21 protein-coding genes are annotated in these 19,646 nt (G+C 34.1%); 17 read left to right on the top strand and 4 right to left on the bottom strand.

Translation table 11 applies throughout. The features are described 5' to 3' along the window. Window positions 1-201 precede the first annotated feature (201 nt). The 3 genes from RTL21_RS04310 to RTL21_RS04300 all read left to right on the top strand — a co-directional run bounded on the left by RTL21_RS04310 (window position 202) and on the right by RTL21_RS04300 (window position 1,428). Window positions 202-495, top strand: coding sequence for a helix-turn-helix domain-containing protein (locus RTL21_RS04310; protein WP_312093661.1), 294 nt, complete (start codon window positions 202-204; stop codon window positions 493-495). Continuing rightward, the gene (locus tag RTL21_RS04305; RefSeq protein ID WP_312093659.1) at window positions 470-967 is read left to right on the top strand and encodes a competence protein ComK; all 498 of its coding nucleotides are present in this window, start codon (window positions 470-472) and stop codon (window positions 965-967) included. Before RTL21_RS04310 ends, RTL21_RS04305 begins: the two co-directional genes overlap by 26 nt. Window positions 968-1,278: 311 nt before the next feature. Beyond that, entirely contained in the window at window positions 1,279-1,428 is a 150-nt protein-coding gene (locus RTL21_RS04300) for a hypothetical protein (RefSeq protein WP_312093657.1), read from the top strand. A gap of 194 nt (window positions 1,429-1,622) precedes the next feature. Here the strand turns inward: RTL21_RS04300 and RTL21_RS04295 are convergent, their stop codons facing one another. From RTL21_RS04295 to RTL21_RS04285, 3 genes are all read right to left on the bottom strand, one after another. Further along, window positions 1,623-2,390 (bottom strand): GntR family transcriptional regulator, encoded by a 768-nt coding sequence (locus tag RTL21_RS04295; RefSeq protein ID WP_312093655.1) that lies wholly within the window; start codon window positions 2,388-2,390, stop codon window positions 1,623-1,625. A gap of 276 nt (window positions 2,391-2,666) precedes the next feature. Next, window positions 2,667-3,503, bottom strand: a complete 837-nt coding sequence (locus tag RTL21_RS04290) for a PfkB family carbohydrate kinase (RefSeq protein WP_312093700.1) — start codon at window positions 3,501-3,503, stop codon at window positions 2,667-2,669. A 211-nt stretch (window positions 3,504-3,714) separates the two neighbouring features. Next, the gene (locus RTL21_RS04285) at window positions 3,715-4,692 is read right to left on the bottom strand and encodes an SIS domain-containing protein (protein ID WP_312093653.1); all 978 of its coding nucleotides are present in this window, start codon (window positions 4,690-4,692) and stop codon (window positions 3,715-3,717) included. Window positions 4,693-5,146: 454 nt separating this feature from the next. Between RTL21_RS04285 and RTL21_RS04280 the strand changes: the two genes are divergently transcribed. The 5 genes from RTL21_RS04280 to RTL21_RS04260 all read left to right on the top strand — a co-directional run bounded on the left by RTL21_RS04280 (window position 5,147) and on the right by RTL21_RS04260 (window position 10,904). After that, a complete protein-coding gene (locus RTL21_RS04280; RefSeq protein ID WP_312093651.1) occupies window positions 5,147-6,787 on the top strand; it encodes a peptide ABC transporter substrate-binding protein in 1,641 nt (546 codons plus the stop codon). A 172-nt stretch (window positions 6,788-6,959) separates the two neighbouring features. Continuing rightward, window positions 6,960-7,892 (top strand): ABC transporter permease, encoded by a 933-nt coding sequence (locus RTL21_RS04275; RefSeq protein ID WP_312093649.1) that lies wholly within the window; start codon window positions 6,960-6,962, stop codon window positions 7,890-7,892. A gap of 2 nt (window positions 7,893-7,894) precedes the next feature. Next, complete coding sequence (locus RTL21_RS04270; protein ID WP_312093647.1) at window positions 7,895-8,887, top strand: ABC transporter permease; 993 nt, start codon at window positions 7,895-7,897, stop codon at window positions 8,885-8,887. Window positions 8,888-8,899: 12 nt separating this feature from the next. Beyond that, on the top strand, window positions 8,900-9,982 hold the full coding sequence (locus tag RTL21_RS04265) for an ABC transporter ATP-binding protein (RefSeq protein ID WP_312093645.1): 1,083 nt from the start codon (window positions 8,900-8,902) through the stop codon (window positions 9,980-9,982). Continuing rightward, window positions 9,969-10,904 carry an ABC transporter ATP-binding protein gene (locus RTL21_RS04260; RefSeq protein WP_312093643.1) on the top strand — a complete coding sequence of 312 codons (936 nt, stop codon included), beginning with the start codon at window positions 9,969-9,971 and terminating at the stop codon, window positions 10,902-10,904. The genes RTL21_RS04265 and RTL21_RS04260 overlap by 14 nt, the downstream gene beginning before the upstream one ends. A gap of 910 nt (window positions 10,905-11,814) precedes the next feature. On the opposite strand, the gene RTL21_RS04255 is transcribed toward RTL21_RS04260, so the two are convergent. Then, complete coding sequence (locus RTL21_RS04255; protein ID WP_312093641.1) at window positions 11,815-12,468, bottom strand: DUF6944 family repetitive protein; 654 nt, start codon at window positions 12,466-12,468, stop codon at window positions 11,815-11,817. Window positions 12,469-12,748: 280 nt separating this feature from the next. Between RTL21_RS04255 and RTL21_RS04250 the strand changes: the two genes are divergently transcribed. The 9 genes from RTL21_RS04250 to RTL21_RS04210 all read left to right on the top strand — a co-directional run bounded on the left by RTL21_RS04250 (window position 12,749) and on the right by RTL21_RS04210 (window position 19,634). Beyond that, a complete protein-coding gene (locus tag RTL21_RS04250; protein WP_312093639.1) occupies window positions 12,749-13,063 on the top strand; it encodes a hypothetical protein in 315 nt (104 codons plus the stop codon). Further along, complete coding sequence (locus tag RTL21_RS04245; protein WP_312093637.1) at window positions 13,050-13,364, top strand: hypothetical protein; 315 nt, start codon at window positions 13,050-13,052, stop codon at window positions 13,362-13,364. Before RTL21_RS04250 ends, RTL21_RS04245 begins: the two co-directional genes overlap by 14 nt. Window positions 13,365-13,386: 22 nt before the next feature. Continuing rightward, window positions 13,387-13,638 carry a hypothetical protein gene (locus RTL21_RS04240; protein ID WP_312093635.1) on the top strand — a complete coding sequence of 84 codons (252 nt, stop codon included), beginning with the start codon at window positions 13,387-13,389 and terminating at the stop codon, window positions 13,636-13,638. Window positions 13,639-13,885: 247 nt separating this feature from the next. After that, complete coding sequence (locus tag RTL21_RS04235; protein ID WP_312093633.1) at window positions 13,886-16,276, top strand: TOTE conflict system archaeo-eukaryotic primase domain-containing protein; 2,391 nt, start codon at window positions 13,886-13,888, stop codon at window positions 16,274-16,276. A 365-nt stretch (window positions 16,277-16,641) separates the two neighbouring features. Continuing rightward, on the top strand, window positions 16,642-16,950 hold the full coding sequence (locus tag RTL21_RS04230; protein WP_312093632.1) for a hypothetical protein: 309 nt from the start codon (window positions 16,642-16,644) through the stop codon (window positions 16,948-16,950). Next, the gene (locus tag RTL21_RS04225) at window positions 16,950-17,234 is read left to right on the top strand and encodes an RQC-minor-1 family DNA-binding protein (RefSeq protein ID WP_312093630.1); all 285 of its coding nucleotides are present in this window, start codon (window positions 16,950-16,952) and stop codon (window positions 17,232-17,234) included. Before RTL21_RS04230 ends, RTL21_RS04225 begins: the two co-directional genes overlap by 1 nt. 60 nt (window positions 17,235-17,294) lie before the next feature. Then, window positions 17,295-17,627, top strand: a complete 333-nt coding sequence (locus RTL21_RS04220) for a hypothetical protein (protein WP_312093628.1) — start codon at window positions 17,295-17,297, stop codon at window positions 17,625-17,627. 372 nt (window positions 17,628-17,999) lie between these two features. Continuing rightward, window positions 18,000-18,812 (top strand): creatininase family protein, encoded by an 813-nt coding sequence (locus RTL21_RS04215; protein ID WP_312093626.1) that lies wholly within the window; start codon window positions 18,000-18,002, stop codon window positions 18,810-18,812. 21 nt (window positions 18,813-18,833) lie between these two features. Continuing rightward, window positions 18,834-19,634 (top strand): ABC transporter ATP-binding protein, encoded by an 801-nt coding sequence (locus RTL21_RS04210; protein WP_312093624.1) that lies wholly within the window; start codon window positions 18,834-18,836, stop codon window positions 19,632-19,634. Window positions 19,635-19,646 lie beyond the last annotated feature (12 nt).

Genomic DNA, 19,646 nt, shown 5'->3' with positions numbered 1-19,646 from the left:
TGGGAGTGAGACATTAGATTTTAAACACCTAGTCACAAAAACAACAAGAAAATAGCAACCTTCTTAAATTGTGTGAATATTTCGTTACTTCTCTGTGACTAATCTCTCAAAAAGTAACAAAATGTTAACAAAAATCCTTCCTATAGGTAGTAGTAGCGGCAACCACTATCCTTCATAATAGTTCTAAAGGAGGTGAATTGTTTGAAAGGAAGAGGGGATAAAAGTTGCATCAACCATAACTTAATAAAGGATAGGAGGAAAGCAAAAAACTTTACGCAATATAGGCTTGCTGAGGAGGCAGGGTTAGATCATAATCATGTTGGTCAAATTGAAAGGGGACAAAAGGAACCTAAAGTTAGAACATTATATAAGATTTGTGAAGCGCTTGATTTAGAATTGGATGCAGTGCTAATTAAAGAAGAAAAAAAGGAACTGGAAATAAAAGAGTGTGAAAGAAGGAGTGTGTTAAATGAAGGAAGAAATCATCGTAAATAAATATAGGGTGAATGAAAATACCATGTTAATAAATCCAATAGAAGCGATTGAATATTACGCGGTTGCAGAAGAGGTTGATCGCAAGGTGTTTGTTAAACAAACTCCTTTTGAAATTGTGAAAGAAAATCTATTAATTGGAGGATCTGATTTTGATGGACGATGTCGTTCCATTACATATAAACTAGAAATGCAGAAAAAGCTACCAATGCCCATTATCCCCCCAAGAAATATATATGCATTTCCTACTCACTCACCTACGAAATTTTGCTGTCAATGGATCTTTGTAGAACATATTGAAAAAATATTTCCAGTGAAAAACGATAAGGACTTTAAAAGCGTCATCTACTTTAAAAATGGAGAAAAGGTATACTTTGAAGTATCACCACATGTTCTAGATACACAACTCGTTAGAACCTGGAAAGTGAGAAAATCGATGGAGGATCTAAAGGTAATACCTTCCTATAGCTTTTAACCAATGGGAGGAAAGAGATGAAGAAGGATAAGTCTTAGTCTGGAGTTCGAATTCTGAATTTTCTTATTATTAATTGTTATAAAATATAGGAATAAGAGGGACTTTTCTTGTTAGTCTAGCAGCTTTAAATAAAAGTCCTTCTGGAAAGGATAATCCCTCCCTAACTTCTTATCTATCTACCATATCAATTTTCGTGTATTTTTGATAATCTAACTAAAGTAGGGTAAAAATTATGATAACAATACTAGTAAAATAGTTAGATAGGAATGAAGACATGAGTGATATAATAGTGGCGGTTGGAAAGTCTTGGAGTGGCTGTTAAATTTGTAGAGCTGTGGGATGATTATCGATTTTATGAAGAATTATTTAAGGATAATCTTATTGATGCTGTACAAAATTATCGTGAGGTTGAATTTGAGATAATGAAATATAATGGAAGGATACTATGGGCCGAGAAATAATGATATGGCTGGCTATAGAGAAGGGATTAGAACAAAAGGATAAAAGTGACAACAATAACGAAGTAGGTTATATCATAATTGTAGTGTTATAAAAAAATATCCCAAAAATTTTGCTTTTTTGAGACATTTTTTTGTTGTTTAATAATTCTCTTCATTGTATTTTTTCTAAATAAAAAAATTATTTTCAATGAAAATTAGAAATCATTTATATTCATTGTTGTTTTCATTTCAGATCCATTTTCATTTGTGGTCATGGTATAGGTAACTCGACTACCAATGACCGCCATCTTAGATACTTGAATCGGAATGTCTACTGCATCATAAACTATTTTATAAATGGAAAATATCGGCTCTCCTATTGAGCATCCTAAATCTGCAGCGATATCTTCCGTTGATAAAATAGCATTCATCTCTTTATAGGATTTAGAGAACTCGACGTTATATTTTTCACTTAAAATGTGATAGGTAGATGTATCTTCTTTAATTTCCTCAAATAAATGAGGAAATCTGCTGAAAGGATACCAACATTCATCTAACATGAAAGGAATGCCGTCGTCTATCATTAGCCTTTTGACGTAAATAACGGTATCTTCCATACTTATTTTTAAGGAGTCAGCAATCCGCTGAGAGGGCTTCATATGTTTTTTTTCGAGAATTAGCCGACCGATGTTTCTGCCATGTTCTTGCATATAATCTGTAAATCCATTGATGATATCCATTCTATTTTTATGTTTTCTAGTTAGAACGAAGGTACCTTTTCCTTGTTTTCTATTAAGCATTCCTTCATCACATAAATCTTGTATCGCTCTTCGTACGGTTATTCTACTTACTCCATATATTTCTCCCAATTCACCTTCGCTAGGCATTTTTTCTCCTTGGCTATATTTACCATTGATAATATCGTTTCTTACAGAATCCCTAAGTTGTTCATATAATGGTTTAGCCTGGTTGGACGATAGCATGCTTCAACACAGCCTTTCAATATACAGTTTCATCTCATTTTATCAGATTTATTAATTGTTAAGCAAAGTAATAAGATTAAACTATAAAAAAATTGGAAAATAAAGACTCCATTCACCAACATAATTAGTTATAGATAGTAGTTGCTATTAAAAGTTTTATATATGTAAAAAATCGGTATTAGGAAGACACCTATTCGGTGTCTTCCAATTAGTATAATAATGAATGCTTATATAACTAGGGGGGAATATAAACATAAAATAACTAAAACATTTCTTTTATAAAGTCAATAGCTCCTCATCAAAAGGGTGGGGATATCCAAAACCGCCTCGTTGTGTACAAGTAATAGCGGCACTTTCAGCTGCAAATTTTAAAGCTTCTTCGATATTTTGTTTCTGTAAGTAGGAAGTAAGAAACCCTGCAATAAAGCTATCTCCTGCTCCCATAGTATCAATTACATTTACTTCTTTAATTGCTTGGTGATATTGTTGATTTTTATTTGAAAAACATGCTCCATTGCTGCCAAGTGTAATTCCGACAATTTCTGTCCCACATTCATGGCATAAAGTCTGAAGAGAATTTATTTCTTCATCAGAAAAGCGAGATCCAGAGAAAAAAGCGTATTTTATATAAGGTGCTACTTTTTTTATGTAAGAAATATCGTTGTATTCTGAAAAATCAAATGAGATATCGCAATTTTCTGCTATTTTAGGTAATTCATCTTCTAGAGAAGAATAGCAGCTTGTATGGCATACATGGAAGTTACTAATAAAATATAAATCTTCTATCGTTAATTTAAGCTTAAAAAGATGCTGGGAGGAGTTTTTTGGTCCTGGAACAAATATTCTATCTCCGTCTTTATCTAATGTTACCCTTGGTTGAGCAGAAGGAGCGTATACATTCCTAGAACGGGAGAAATCAATCTTTTCTTGTTCTAAACAATTTTTGATATGGTTTGCTTTATTATCATTCCCAAATATGCCGATATAAGATACTGCTTCCATTCCTCTGCGCTTAGCATTAACGGCAACATTTATTGCATTGCCACCTGGATAGAATTGCTGCTCTTCCAGATAGCAGTCAACTACATTATCACCAACTGCAATCATTTTCATCAAAAACATCCTCTTTCCTTAATAGTAATGAATAGTAAAATCATACCAAGTTATGACGTTTATGAATATAATTTTTTCCTGTTTTTTATCTACAAGCAAAAAAGGTTGGGCTATTTTGCTTGTAGATTTAATAAATAAAAGGTTGGGCTTTCATTTATGTAAAAAGTAGGAATAATAAATATAATTCAATATGACAAAAAAAGGTAAATAATTAATATTCCATTTGCCACATATAGCGGCGAGCACTTAGAGAATGTCCTCTTTCATATGCTAAAGAATCAGCAAGTATACGAAGTACTGATCCAACTAATAGAGGTGTATAGTACTCTTGCACTTCTTGGTCAATGCCTTCCATATCAAATTCTTCTGCATCAATCAGATATACTTTATCGCTGAATTTTGTACAGAAATTATAACCTCTTTCATCAAGAGAGCGTGTTCTACCTAACCCTTTGACAAGAATGAATGGAACATCAAAATCAGTTACTTCAAATGGCCCGTGAAAATATTCACCTGAGTGAATATAAGAGGAATGAATCCATTGCATTTCCATTAAAAGGCAGATGGAGAAAGAATAACATTCCCCTTCGGATGCCCCAGATCCCATCGTGTAAATAAGTTCTTCACGTTTCAATGATTTACCCCAATCTTTCACTCTTGCTGAGAAGCTGTCTTTTGTTTTCTGAATAACAGAGTCTAGAGAATCAAGAGCTTTAATTCCTTTGTTATATTTTTCATTTGGTGCAACATTATTCAAGAGATGAAAGACAAGTCCGAATAATAGCCCTTTATTTAGATCACTTGCATCCGTACCTGGTCCCCAATCATAGTGGATAGGATATTCTGCTGCTTCCCATAAAGGAGAACCTTCTTCGTTCGTTAAGGAGATGGTAATAGCCCCTTTTTCTCTTGCTAGTTTTGTTGCTTCTACCGTTTCAGGAGTTGTACCTGAATGGGAACAAGTTATGACGACAGAATTAGATCCCAGCCCATATGGAAGGCGAGTGTTAAATTCACCCGAATTATAGACAGATGCAGGTATGTTGATTTCACAATCAAAGATATAAGCAGCAGGTTTCATAAATGCCATTGACCCACCACAACCTACAAAATAAAAATTAGCGATTTCTTCAATTTCCTTTACTGCAGATACAGCTTTTCCAATTTGTTCTTGATGAATTTGTTTCATTTTTTTTTCCTCCAGTCATGATATCGAATTGTTAATACATCATATAACGTTATATGTTATTACAATACATATTATAATTCTATTAATTTTAAATTGTCAATCTATTTTTATTATTTCGTTTTTTAAAAAACTAACAAAAAGGGTTTAGGAAAATAGGGATTTTATGATTGAAAAGGGAAAATTTTAAATTTTTTTCAATTTTTTTTAAGACACATATTAGTAGAAGAGTCTTTTTTTACTATTTTAAATAGATAGAATATTCTGTTGACATAAAAAAATCATGGTGATAGAATCACACCTGTTGAAGCATATCTTTAACCATCTCCATTTGACACGTGTTATTTTGGAAAATTGCACTACACATTCGTGTTTTTATGTAGGTTGGGCTACATAGAAACTACTGATTGTCTGAACAAAAGTAAAAAATTTCAGATGGGGAAAAGAGTGATTATTCATGAAAAAATGGATGAAATATTTTATCTTGATGTTATGTTTCACGATCTTTATATCTTCTTTGATTGCATGCAGTAATTCTTCTAATTCAACAGAGGCAAATTCGTCTAACAATAGTATAACCATCGCAGAAACTACATCCGTTGACTCTCTTGATCCAGCATTGGCATACGAATCCTTTTCTACAATTGTCGTAGGAAATACGATAGAGGGTTTGTATTCTATTGATAATAATGATACTCCACAACTTGCTATGGCAGAAAAAGTAGAATCTAGTGAAGACGGTCTCACTAAAACATTTACCATTCGCGAAAATGCTAAATGGTCTAATGGAGATCCTGTAACGGCAAATGATTTTGTATATGCATGGAAAAGGTTAGCAGATCCAACATTAGCCTCTGGTTTTAGTTTCGAGTTAGAGGTAGCAGGGATAAAAAATGCTACAGATATTATTGCTGGAAAGAAAGATCCTAAAGAGCTAGGCGTTAGCGCACAAGATGATAAAACGCTAGTGATTACTTTAGATAAGCCAGTACCTTTTTTAGAAAATTTATTATCATTTAGTGCTTTTGCACCACTAAATCAGAAGTATGTGGAGGAAAAGGGAGAGTCATTCGCTTTAACTTCAGAAGACCTTCTTTCAAATGGCCCATACAAAGTGGCTGATTGGAAAGCTGGAGATAACACGATAAAATTAGAGAAAAATCCAGACTACTATGATGCTGAAAATGTAGCGATTGACACGGTTAATTTTCAGGTAATCTCGGATTCTCAACAGGCGCTTATGTCTTATGAAAACAAAGATGTAGATTATGCTCCATTAACGGGAGATTTAGTAAGTAAGTATTCGAATGATGAAGAATATCACAATAGTCTTGGGATCTTTGAATGGTATTTAATGTTCAATGACCAAGTAGAAGGGTTAGATAATGTTAACCTACGTAAAGCAATTGCCTATAGTATTGATAAAGAACAACTTACGAATAATATTCTGAAAGATGGATCTATACCAGCTTATGCTCAGATTCAAAAAGGATTCAGCTTTGATTCAACGAATAATAATCAAGATTTTACAGAGCAAGTAGATAAAGAATATGTATACGATGTGGAAAAAGCAAAAGAGTATTGGGCAAAGGCAAAAGCAGAAACGGATATCCGAAGTTTTACACTTATTTATGAGCAAGATGATCCTACTATAGCCAACGTGGCTGCATACATTAAATCACAAATAGAAACAAATTTAGAAGGGATGCAAATTGAACTTCAGATTATGCCTAAGAAAACTCGCTTAGATAAAATGAAGAAATTAGATTATCAAGTGGCATTAACTCGCTGGGGTCCAGACTATGCCGATCCTACTGCTATCTTAAGTATGTATACTAGTGAGCATGTAAGCAATTATGCTGGGTGGTCAAATCAAGAATTTGATAATCTATTAAATTCTGCGGCTACTACATTGGCATTAGATTCAGCAAAACGATGGAATGCATTACAAGAAGCAGAGGGAATTTTAAAGGATAGTGCCGTTAGTATTCCATTGTATCAAGTTGGGGATTCTGCTTTGATACGCTCTAATATTAAGGGGCTTGTTAAACATTTCACAGGTGTGAGTTTTCGATTTAAATATGCAAGTTTGAACTAACCTTACTTTTTTTAAGGTATTATGTCCACGCAAGGAGCCTTATTTGAACAAAGAAAGATAGAATAGACGCTGATTTATTCTTATCTGATCCTGTTCATGTAAGGTCTCTGTGGCATGGGAAAAATACCAATTATTACGACTATACGATACGGGAATAAAGGATGTGAAGTGCTTGAAAAATTATGTTATAAGACGTGTAGTGATCGCGTTTATTACCTTAATTTGTATTCTATTAATTTTATACATCATGATGAGTCTTATGCCTGGATCTCCATTTAATGATGAAAAAATGAGTAAAGAACAGGTAGCTGCGTTATATGCGAAATATGGACTAGACAAGCCGGTTATCTATCAATTCTTTCAATATTTTATTCATATGCTAACAGGTGATTTTGGAGTTTCTTATTCCATACAAACCAATATGCCTGTTGCACAAATGATTGCTGCAAGACTACCAATTTCCATTCAAATAGGATTGCAAGCAGCGACAGTAGGTTCTCTTATTGGATTAACTCTAGGAATCATTTCAGCATTAAAGAAGAATACATATGTGGATACAATTGCAACAGCCATTTCCGTCATTGGCGTTAGTTTGCCTTCCTTTGTATTTGCATTGCTTTTATCGTATTTCTTTGCTTATAAGTTTGATTTATTTCCTATTTTATACAGTACAGAGAAACAATTTATTTCAACAATCTTACCTACTATTTCGATGTCCATGTTTACATTAGCAAGTATTGCAAGATATTCTAGGTCAGAAATGATCGAAGTAATGGCAGCAGATTATATTGCTCTTGCTGAATCAAAGGGTATAAAAAAATCGCAGCTTATTATCAAGCATGTCTTAAGAAATGCCATTATCGCTGTGATTACCGTTTTTGCCACGCTGATGGTTGAACTAATGGCAGGTAGCTTAGTGGTTGAAAAAGCGTTTTCCATACCTGGCCTTGGGAGTTTATATATAAATGCTATACAATCCAATGATTATAATGTGGTGATCAGTATTAGTTTTGTTTATAGTGTAATGTTCATTGGAGTGATGCTATTGGTTGATATTTTATATGGTATTATTGATCCTCGAATTCGCTTAGCGAAAGGAGCTTAAGGATGAAACAAAATAATAGTTTTACATTCCAAGACGATGATTTTATACTGGCGCCAAAAGAAAGTAGAGAAACGTTGCAGCTTCCTAAGAGAGAAAAGTCCTCTTGGAAATTATTCATGAAAAATTTCTTATCAAATAAAGGAGCTTCCATTAGTTTTTTTACGATTAGTATTATTATTTTGTATGCTTTCTTAGCACCTGTATTAAGTCCTTATACGCTGAATGGCGTAAATGCATCGGAAACGAATTTATCTCCTAGAATCCCTTTTTTAGAGAATATAGGGATTTTTAATGGATATACGGATGAGGTTAGTACTAATTACCATTATTTTGGTACAGATAATTTAGGACGAGATATTTGGACGAGAGTAGCTTTGGGAACACGGCTTTCTTTGTACATATCTGCAATCGCTATGATCATTGATTTGGGTATAGGATTAATCTATGGTTTAGTTTCTGGTTATGTGGGAGGTAAAGTGGATATTGTCATGCAGCGTTTTACAGAGGTAATGAGTACGATACCGACTATGATTGTTGTTACTCTTTTGCTTGTTGTATTAAAACCTGGAATGGGAAGTATTGTTGTAGCGATGATTCTAACGGGTTGGATTAATATGAGTAGAATAATAAGAGCGCAAGTTCTTAAATTAAAAGAACAGGAGTTTGTTTTAGCCGCTAAAACAATTGGAGTTTCGAATTCTACCATTATATTCAGAGAAATATTACCCAATACGATTGGACAGATTATTGTCACTTTTATGTTCTCTATTCCAACGGCGATTTTCTTGGAAGCCTTTCTAGCATTTATTGGGTTAGGAATTCCAGCACCATTAGCGTCTTTAGGATCCATGATAAATGATGGATATAAATCTGCACTAATCTTTCCCCATATGATTCTTTTTCCTGTCACAGTACTAGGCTTGTTAATGTTATGTTTCAATATTTTGGCAGATGGATTACGAGATATACTAGATCCGCAACTAAAAGAACGCTAGGAGGTTAGAAAAGTGAATAGAAAAAATACTATATTATCCATTCGAAATTTGTCCATTTCCTTTCAAACTAATTCTGGCGAGCTGAATGCGGTGAGAAGAGTAAATCTGGATCTCTGTAAAGGAGAAACACTTGCCATTGTTGGAGAATCAGGAAGTGGAAAATCTGTAACGGTGAAATCAATTATGGGGATGATTCCGTCTAATGGAAGAATAAAGGAAGGTTCTATCGAATTTACGTATACGGATAATGGAAAGTCAGTTACAGAAGATATAACGAAGTTAACAAATAAAGAAATGCAGAAAAGAATAAAAGGGAAAAGAATAGCCATGATTTTTCAGGATCCAATGACTTCTTTAGATCCCACTATGTCTATTGGAAATCAGATAATGGAAGGTGTGCGTTATCATTATAAGATTTCCAAAAAAGAGGCAGAGAAGCGAGCTATTGATCTGTTGAAGATGGTAGGAATAAAGAATGCTGAATCCATAATGAAAAATTACCCTCATCAGTTGTCAGGTGGAATGCGGCAAAGGGTGGTTATTGCCATTGCTTTATCCTGTGAACCAGATTTATTAATATGTGATGAACCTACTACTGCATTGGATGTAACGATGCAGGCAAAAATTATTCAATTAATAATGGACATTCAGCAGCAAAAAGGCATTTCAGTCCTATTTATTACACATGATCTTGGAGTAGTTGCCAAAATTGCAGACTATGTAAGTATTATGTATGCTGGGAAAATTGTCGAATACGGGACCGTAGAAGATATTTTTTATGATGCACGCCATCCTTACACATGGGGATTATTGTCTTCTACACCTGATATAAATAATGTTCAAGATCGACTTTATACGATCCCAGGAAGTCCTCCTAATCTAAAAAATAAATGGGAAGGGGATGCCTTTGCAGAAAGAAATCAGTATGCGATGAATATCGATTTTCGTTTAGAACCTCCTATGTTTCAAATAAATGAACATCATTATGCAGCCACTTGGCTATTACATGAAAATGCAGTGAAAGTAGAAAGTCCCCATCAAAAAAGTAAACAAACGCTCTCATTTGAGGAGGAAGGTAATCTTGCAAACAACTGAAAAACGAACCATACTTTCTGTTAAAGGCTTAAAACAATTTTTTAAAACGGGAAGAAACCAATTGGTAAAGGCCGTTAATGGGATTTCTTTTGATATTAAACAAGGAGAAACTTATGGCTTAGTTGGAGAATCAGGAAGTGGAAAGTCCACTACAGGTCGTTCCATTATAAGACTATACAATCCAACGGAAGGAAACATCATTTTTGATGGAGTTTCAATTGGAGGGAAAATGAGTAAAGATGACGAAAAACATTTAAGAACGAATATGCAAATGATTTTTCAAGATCCAATGGCTTCCCTCAATCCTCGTCGAAAAATATATGACAGTATTGAAATGGGGTTAATTGTTCATAAAATATGCTCGTCTTCTAATGAGCGAAAAGCAAGAGTTTATTCTATATTAAACAAAGTTGGCCTTTCAGAGGAATATGCAGATCGATATCCTCATGAACTGTCGGGCGGACAAAGGCAGAGAGTAGGAATAGCTAGAGCATTAGTGATGAATCCTGAACTAGTAATTGCAGATGAAGCAATCTCTGCATTGGATGTTTCCATCCAATCGCAAATAGTGAACTTAATGAAGGATATCCAAAGTGAACTAGGAACCACTTATTTATTTATTGCACATGACTTATCGATGGTTCGTTATATTTCCGATAAGATTGGTGTCATGCATAGAGGATATTTGGTAGAGACAGGAACGACTGAAGATATATTTCAGCATGCCATTCATCCGTATACCAAAAGTTTGTTATCAGCTATTCCAGTAATAGATCCAATAATAGAAAAAAATAGAGCAAGTTTAGAATATGACTATGAAACAAATGAAATTGATTATGAAAAGGGAACCTTTCAAAAAATAACCGAAAGCCATTATGTGTTAGCAACCAGTAAAGAATTAAAAGAATGGACGTTGCGATAAATTGTCAGGCACCTAGTCCTCAGATAAAGCAAATGATTACCAATCGGGAGTAAAAAAGCCTATTCGTTCCTAAAGAATTATGGAATGGTAGGCTCATTTTTATGTTACAAAATATTATAAAAAAGATATTTAATTAAATTCAGAGGAGTTAATTCGTATATTTGCTTATATTATCTGGAGATACAGGCAGTTAGATAGGTAAAAATATCCGTAACTCATTTAGAAATTCGAGGAATAAGTGTAAAATAAGAATAAATCTTGCCCTTTAAAAAACTGTTTTTAAAATTCCTCATATAAGAAAAAACAATAGGAGTTAGCTTAAGCATTAGACATAGTTATAAAAAGTCTATGATATATAGGCTTATTCTTCTATTATTTAAAGGCATTTGATACTTTTATTTTAGTGAGTGAAAATAAAAGTATCAAACATCTTTTAAATTTCACTTCTAAGTTCAACCCTCTTATCCAAAAGGATACTTAGTCTAATGGGAAAAATTTTGGGTGCTTTTTTATAATATCTCTTAACAATCCTCGCTCTTTATCAGGGAGTGTAGCACAGCAATTAATGTGCGAATACCCATTCATATAGGACATTTTAACGAAGGTATCAATAAACATTGGTTCCCTACATTCTGGGCAAAGCATTTTTCCGTTGTAAACTTTTAAAACTTTTGAAAAATGTCCGTTCTTCATCTCGTTTCTCCTTTCTTTACATTAGGGGGGTATAAGAAGAAATTTGTTTTTAAAGTAAGAAAATCCTGTTAGTTGACGGAAAATACATAATTTTCGATAAAAACATATGTCTTTTAGACATAAAAGTTTCATAATTTATAGAATTGCAAATAGACAATTGTTCTGCATCTCTGGGGAAGGACAGGTTTGCGATATTACGTAAATCGTTTGAACTCCGCTAATAATAATTATTCCTACCCTCCCATGCACGCTTAAGATTTTCCTGCTCATAAAAGGAAGAGGCCTGTTCAAGGGGCTTATTTTTGCCATCCTGGTCATTTTCATTTTCCGCTAATTCCTCCTGTGTTTGGCCGATTGCATTTAGTATCGTACCTACTGCTTGTATCCAGCCCCCACTTATTACCAAGAAGAGTCCCTTTTCTTCATTGTTATATAGTATATGCTTTCCGCCAATTGCTTGGAAAGAGTTACCGACTGCCTGTGTGGTATTTCCAATTATATTTAATCGCTGGTCTTTACCCGAGTTATCCAACACTTCATCGACTGCCTCAACTAGCGCGCCAAATGCCTGTAACCAATTCCCTTTAATGATTAACTTACTTTCTAATTCATCTTCTAACAAAATATACGAACTGGCTACAACCGTATTCCCTACTGCTTGGATTTCGGTTCCAATCTTTTCAAATGTTACCGTTTCTTGCTGGTCTGCCTGTACGGCATTTCCAAAAGCTTGTAAAACATTTCCCACTAAATCCAAGTCTTTAATTTCTTCTTCACTCAGGATATTCCATGCACTGTTTCCTAAAGCAGCTACGATTGTTCCAATTACTTGCACCCATACCGAAGCAATTTCAACTTGGTTCTTCATCATATAAAGCTCACACTTTCTTTTTGCTGTTTCTATATGGTATTCCAATTGTAGGTTGTTTAGTGCCAGGCACCACGAAAAGACAGTTGTCTTTCTTATGGGGACAGTTTAAAATTAGAATCAATCTAAGAATCTTTAATGAATGAAAGGTATTCGGAAGAAAGAATATCAAGGGAATAATGTCGATACAATGATTGGTATTATCAAGTTAATAGGATTCGGCTAAAATGGCGAAAATAATGAAAGCCCATGGTATAATAGGAGAAAAGGAAGGTGATACCTCATGGATTATATAAGAAAAGATGAAATGCATCAGTATTTAAAAGATATGGTGAAAGATAAAAATGAACTTTTAAAAGTAATTGATATAATTGGCGATGAATGTCAAAATTTTGGGATGGTTGTATCCATTGAAGATAAGTTCAGCAAGGAGCATAGTGCGGAACAAAAAGCAGAAATGACAAAAGCAATTTTTGAGAATAAAGTGATTCTAGAACAATTAGAAGCATCTGAATTAGATAATGAAGATGAAGATGTGATAAATGTTGAACAAATGATGAAATTTGTAAGAAAACAACAAAATAATGAAAACAAATAATTACTCCGTAACTTTTACTAAAACAGCCTCGCTAGCTTTTTCAGAACTTTACAATGTCGATCATGAATATGTATTTATACGCGTTCAAACTTTACTGAAAATACAACCACACAAACAATCAGACGGAATTGCAAATAAACTAGGTTTTAAATTTAATGGTCTCCACTGGACTCAATTGGGGAATGTCATTTTTGTATATTCCATCAATGAAAAAAATAAAAAGGTGCGAATTAGAGCCTGTTATTCTAACCTTAATAGATTTGCATTGAAAACATTCTATGGTGAGCATGATCCTTTATAATAAAGAAGGGAGGCGAATAGATATGGAAGAGATTTTACATCAAATCCTTAATCGATTGGATTCCATTGACACAAGATTATCTTCAGTGGAGGATGTACAATTAGCTTTTGGAGTGGAGCAAAGTGAGATCAGAAAAGAAGTGGGTTTTTATTATGGAAGCTTGATGAAAAAATTAGATGAAAATAAAACAGAATTAAGTAGCGAAATAAAGCAAGTTTCCAATATACAAAAAAAGCATCAAGATGTACTTGAATACTTAAATGAAAAACAGTAAAGAAAGCTATGCCATCTAAAAATTCTCCATATTAATTACCTCGTTGAATTACTTTTATCGTAAATTCACCGCCATTGGATCTTCATAGAGCATAATAATCAAATTCATTCAGTAAAAAACAATACGAAATATGAAAATGCTATCCTCTATATAACTGGCTAATATTTCTCTACGTTTTGCACTCCTTCCTCCTACTTTTGTATAATAAATATATGTAGAAACTGACCAACTTTTAGAGGGGGTTAATATGCAAAATATTGAACGCCAGTTACTGATGAAAATAAAAGAATGTGAAAGTTTAAAGCACGAAAATCTTCAATTAAAACAACTTTTAAAAGCTCATAATATAGAATTCAGTCTAAATGATTCGTTTGAAGAATCCATATTAAATAAAACGAAAGCAGAAAAAGTTAAAGAAAGAATTCGGATATATAAAAGACTCTTTAAAGGTAGAGATGATGTATTTTCCATTCGTTGGGAATCTAAGAGTGGAAAATCCGGCTATACACCAGCTTGTGCGAATGAATGGCACCCGACTTTATGCAAAAAACCATCTATTAAATGTGCAGATTGTCAGCATCGAAAATTCCTTTCATTAACAGATAATGTCATTTATGATCATTTAATAGGTAAACATACTATTGGACTTTATCCCCTATTACAGAATGAGACTTGTTGGTTTTTAGCAGTAGACTTTGATAAGAAAAATTGGCAAAAAGATGTTCTAGCTTTTATGGATACATGTAAAGAGATGAACATTCCTGCAAGTATTGAACGTTCTCGTTCTGGAAATGGATGTCATGTTTGGATTTTTTTTAACGATGCAATTCCAGCTTCCTTAGCTAGAAGGATAGGAGGTGTTTTATTATCACGAACACTTGAGAGAAGATATGAAGTGGGGATGGATTCTTTTGACCGTTTATTTCCTAATCAAGATACTCTTCCAAAAGGTGGTTTTGGGAATTTAATTGCTCTTCCATTACAGAATAACCCAAGAAAAAAAGGTAATAGTGTCTTTGTGGATGAGAATTTCGTGCCATATTCTGATCAATGGCTATTTTTAGATAATGTAAAGAAAATGAACCTAGATGATGTAGAATCGATAATTAAAACATCAAAGCAAAATAATAGAGTTTCTAATTTTGTTAAGGAAAATAATGAGATTTTACCAAATAGAATCGAGGAACTGATTAACTTACCAACTAAGCTAAATGTTATTGAAAAGAATGGATTATATATAGATAAAACAGGACTTCCTTCTTTCTTTATTCAAAAACTCATCAACCTATCAACATTTAAAAATCCAGAATTTTTTAAAGCTCAAGCAAAACGTTTAAACACTTATGGCATACCAAGGAATATTATCTGCTCGGAAGAAATAGATAACTTTATCATTTTACCTCGTGGTTGTAGGGATGAATTAATTAAACTATTTAATGAATTCTCGATAGAATATGAATTTCAAGAAAATACACATTCGGGAAATCCTTTATCTTTAAGTTTTACAGGTACATTAAGAGCGGAACAAGATGAAGCGGTTTCTAAATTATTAGAAACTTCTATAGGAATCTTGTCCGCTACAACAGGATTTGGGAAAACGGTTATTGCTGCAGCATTAATAGCAAAAAGAAACGTAAACACATTAATTATTGTCCATAGGAAACAATTGATAGAACAATGGAAAGAACGTTTATCAACGTTTTTAAGTCTGGAGGATCACCAAATTGGACAGATGGGCGGTGGGAAAAACAAGCAATCCGGAATCATTGATATTGCTACAATCCAAAGTCTTAATTATAAAGGGAAAATCAAAGATCACGTCACACAATATGGCCAAATCATTGTAGATGAATGCCATCATATATCTGCTTTTAGTTTTGAGCGCGTTTTAAAAAATTCGAATGCTAAATTTATTCATGGTTTAACAGCTACTCCAACTCGTAAAGATGGTTTACATCCGATTATGGCTATGCAATTAGGACCGGTTAGATATAAGGTGAATGCAAAGAGTCATGCAAAGACTCTGCCTTTTAAACATCTATTAATTCCAAGATATACTAATTTTAAGAGTATAAGGAAGGAAAAAGAAATTCAATCTTTATATCAAGAACTTGCAAATAATAAAATGCGAAATCAACTAATTTTTGATGATGTCCTCAAAGAATTGGAAAAAGGGGCTGTCCCAATAATTTTAACAGAAAGATTAGATCATGTTCATGACTTAGAATTGACTTTCAAGGGATTTGCAAAAAATATAATTGTTTTAATCGGCGGAATGACTAAAAAAGAAGAGGAAGAAAAAATCAGAAAGCTAGAAGAACTACCGGATAATGAAGAAAGATTGATTATTGCCACTGGAAAATATATTGGAGAAGGATTTGATCATGCTCGGTTAGATTGTTTATTTTTAGCTATGCCAATCTCTTGGAAAGGCACATTGCAACAATATGTAGGAAGGCTACATCGTCTTCATGAACTTAAATCCAGTGTTAAGGTTTATGATTATGTAGATCATAAAGAACCGATGTTAAAAGCTATGTTTGAGAAGCGATTGAAGGGATACGATTCGATGGGGTATAAAATATTTGATGAAAAATCACATATTCAGAGTAAAGCTGAGCAAATGAAGCTGTTTTAATGAGACGGGACAAGGGGGCAGGTTCCTTGTCCCATTTTGATTGTACTGTCTTTGGAAAATAAACGGAAAAATTCCATTAAAATTGGAAACTCGCATATTTTCTTAAAAATAAGTGGAGTTTTTCCGTTTATCTTATCCAAATCTTTGGATTTTGTCTTATTTTAGAACAGTTAGCCGGAATATCACCCCTTAAATCTGCTACTTATGCTCGCTCTATATACATTAGCCGGAAATTCTCCGCTTTTATTTCTCATGCCTACAAGAAAATTAACATTGTATAATAAAAGAGCCTATTTCTTTGTGTATGACAATTAATTAATTAATAGATGTTAGTAACTAGTATATAGGAAGGAGAGAAGCATCTAATGCCAGCAAAAAAGAATGACCAAGCTTGGGCAGAATCCAAAAAAAGGTGCCGATTGAATGATATCGAAATCCAAATGGCAAAAGAGTTAGGCATGACACCTAAGGTTTTAATAAGGAATATTCCTGCTCCCAACCAGCGATGGAAAGCCCCAGTAAAGGTGTGGATTCGTGATTTGTATGAGGAGAAGTTTGATAAGGATGTGACAGTAACACCTATTCCTCTTAAAAAACTTGCAAATAGCGTTAAAAAGAAAGAAGCTCCGGTTTTTTCTGATTCTTGGATTGATGAGGAGGACTTACCATTTTGATGAACGCTAAGACGAATAGATTAGCTGAAGAAGAAATAAAGGCCATAATGAGAGCGGCTGATGGAATTATTGCTAATGAAGGAAGAACGCTTCTTGCGAAAATTTTAAAGGGATCTCGGGAGAAGAAGGTATTACAATTGGAGCTGGATAGGTGCCCGGTCTATGGTTTTTATAAGTCAGAGAAACTCGATGGAATTATGGAGAAAATTGATTGGATGGTGGATCATGATTTTCTAGATATAAAGTATTCTGGAAAACTCCCCATGATTATTTATACAGAGTGAGGGTGGTACTTAGAGTCCAATCAATATACCGATTAACTTTTGAATGAGTGGAAGGAATGGATGAAAGAGGGGAAACAAGATCCTGATATGAGCTACTTAAAGGATCGGAATAGAAACAAGATTCTTTTGCTACTAGAGGAAGTGAAAGAATCTGGTGATCAATCGTTTATCCCTTATCTAGAATTATGGGCAGAAGTGGATTATAAAAAGGTAAGAGAAGAAATTCAAACAACGATACATGTTTTAAATAGTAACGAACCGATTGATGATACCGCTGCAAAGGAAAGAGCAGAATCCATCAAGGAAGCTCTAAAGGGGATTGAGCCCCATGATCTTCTTTTAAAATGCTGGATATGTGGAGAACGGTTTACTTTTACAACAGGAGAGCAATAGTTCTATAAGAAAAAAGGTCTTTCCTTTCCAAAAAGATGTCAAAAGTGTCGGAATGAAAGGGATAATGAATTATTCTATTGAAACAGTGCGAGACACTAATTCTTATACGTTCCATTTGAAAAGAACTCTTTTAAGGGTTCTTTTTGTTTTAGGTAAAAAATAAGTTCTTGAACACCTTGAAATAAAGGAAGGATTCAAATTTGTTCAAAGTATACAAAATATTATGAAAACTTTTACGAAAGTGCTAATGCAAATTGGAAAAGTAACCTCTATTATAAATATAGTATTTATGTCAGCAATTATAACATAATGTGTTATTTAGTTGGTTTTTCATTAGAGTTCATTAGTCTTTTTTAAGGAGGATGGTAAAAGATGTTACATGGTAGATATAGTGGAACTGCATTTGAAAAAAGATTTTTGCCTAGATTGACCTCTCGAGAAATAGAACTGCTAGATAAGGAGAATGCCCTTGTTATTTTACCGATAGGTGCAGTAGAGCAGCATGGACCGCATTTGCCTGTTTATACAGACACTCTAATAGGCGAAGGCCTTTTAGCTGAAGCGCTAAATCTTATTCCAGAAGAGGATGTTTGGGTGCTGCCATCACTTCCATATGGAAAGAGTACAGAGCATTTAGGGATGTCAGGAACTATTACATTATCGTCAGCAACTTTGCAGGCCGTTATCAGTGATATTGCCAAAAGTGTAAGTGAAAGTGGCTTTAAAAAATTGCTTCTCTTTAATACGCATGGGGGAAATCATGATCTCCTTAATATGATGGCAAGAGAAGTACGAATTGAAACAGGGATGAATGTGTTCCGGTTAAACCCGGATTATTCTGTCATAAGCTCGCTCATTTCGGAAAAAGAACAAAAGTATGGAATTCATGGTGGAGAGGTAGAAACTTCCATGGTTTTGGCTTTAAAAGAAGCATGGGTGGATATGGAATTAAGCCCAACGGAGTTTGTCCAATTGCCAGAAGATACACAGCACTTATATTTGAAGGGCAATAGCTATTTTGCCTGGGTGATGAAGGATATTTCTTCGACTGGAATAGCAGGAGATGCAGCCAGTGCGACCATTGAAAAGGGCGAACAGATTCTTCAATTAGTGAGTGAAAGCTTTGCCAGTGCAATAAAGGAAATGATTCGTTTTGATCTTCAAACCATAAAAAGCTCCATGTAACGAAAAGGGAGGGGTTTCTGTATGGCAAATGCCAGTGTGATAGAAACACAAAAGCAAAATCTAGTAAATGAAGCTATTGTTCATTTGCAAAATGTTAACAAGGTTTATCCGAATGGAAAAACAGCTGTTCAAAATGTAAGTCTCGATATTAAACAAGGAGAGTTTGTTTCCTTTGTTGGTCCGTCGGGGTGTGGGAAATCAACGATCTTTAAAATGATTTCGGGGTTGATTGAGCATACAGATGGAGAACTAACGATTCTAGGTAAAAGTCCGCGCATGGCTCAAAAGCAGAGTACCGATGTATCTTTCGTTTTTCAGGATGCAACCTTGCTGCCATGGAGAAATGTGATGGATAATATTTTGCTTCCCTTGGAATTTCAAAATATCCCGAAAAAAACAAAGGTTGAGATGGCGGAAAAAGTGTTGGAATTAGTAGGATTAAAGGATTTTCGCAAAGCCCTGCCAAGGGAATTGTCAGGTGGAATGAAGATGAGGGTATCGATTGCAAGGGCCCTTGTCGCAAAACCGAAATTATTATTAATGGATGAGCCCTTTGGCGCTTTAGATGAAATCACCAGACAGAACTTGCAGGCAGAGCTGTTAAAAATATGGCAAAAAGAACAAATGACAGTCTTATTTATTACTCATAATGTGTTTGAGGCAGTCTATTTATCTACAAAAATTGCCGTAATGACACCTAGTCCAGGAAAAATAGAAAATACAGTCGATGTCGATCTGCCTTTTCCAAGAAATGCTGAATTGAGAACCTCCCATCATTTTAGTGACATAGCAGCAAAGGTTTCCCATTATTTACAATTTTAATAGGCGGTGACT

It is taken from the genome of Niallia sp. (assembly GCF_031978665.1).
Classification (GTDB): domain Bacteria; phylum Bacillota; class Bacilli; order Bacillales; family Cytobacillaceae; genus Niallia.
Note: the sequence above shows the minus strand (reverse complement) of the source record. Positions and strands in the feature narration are given on the sequence as shown.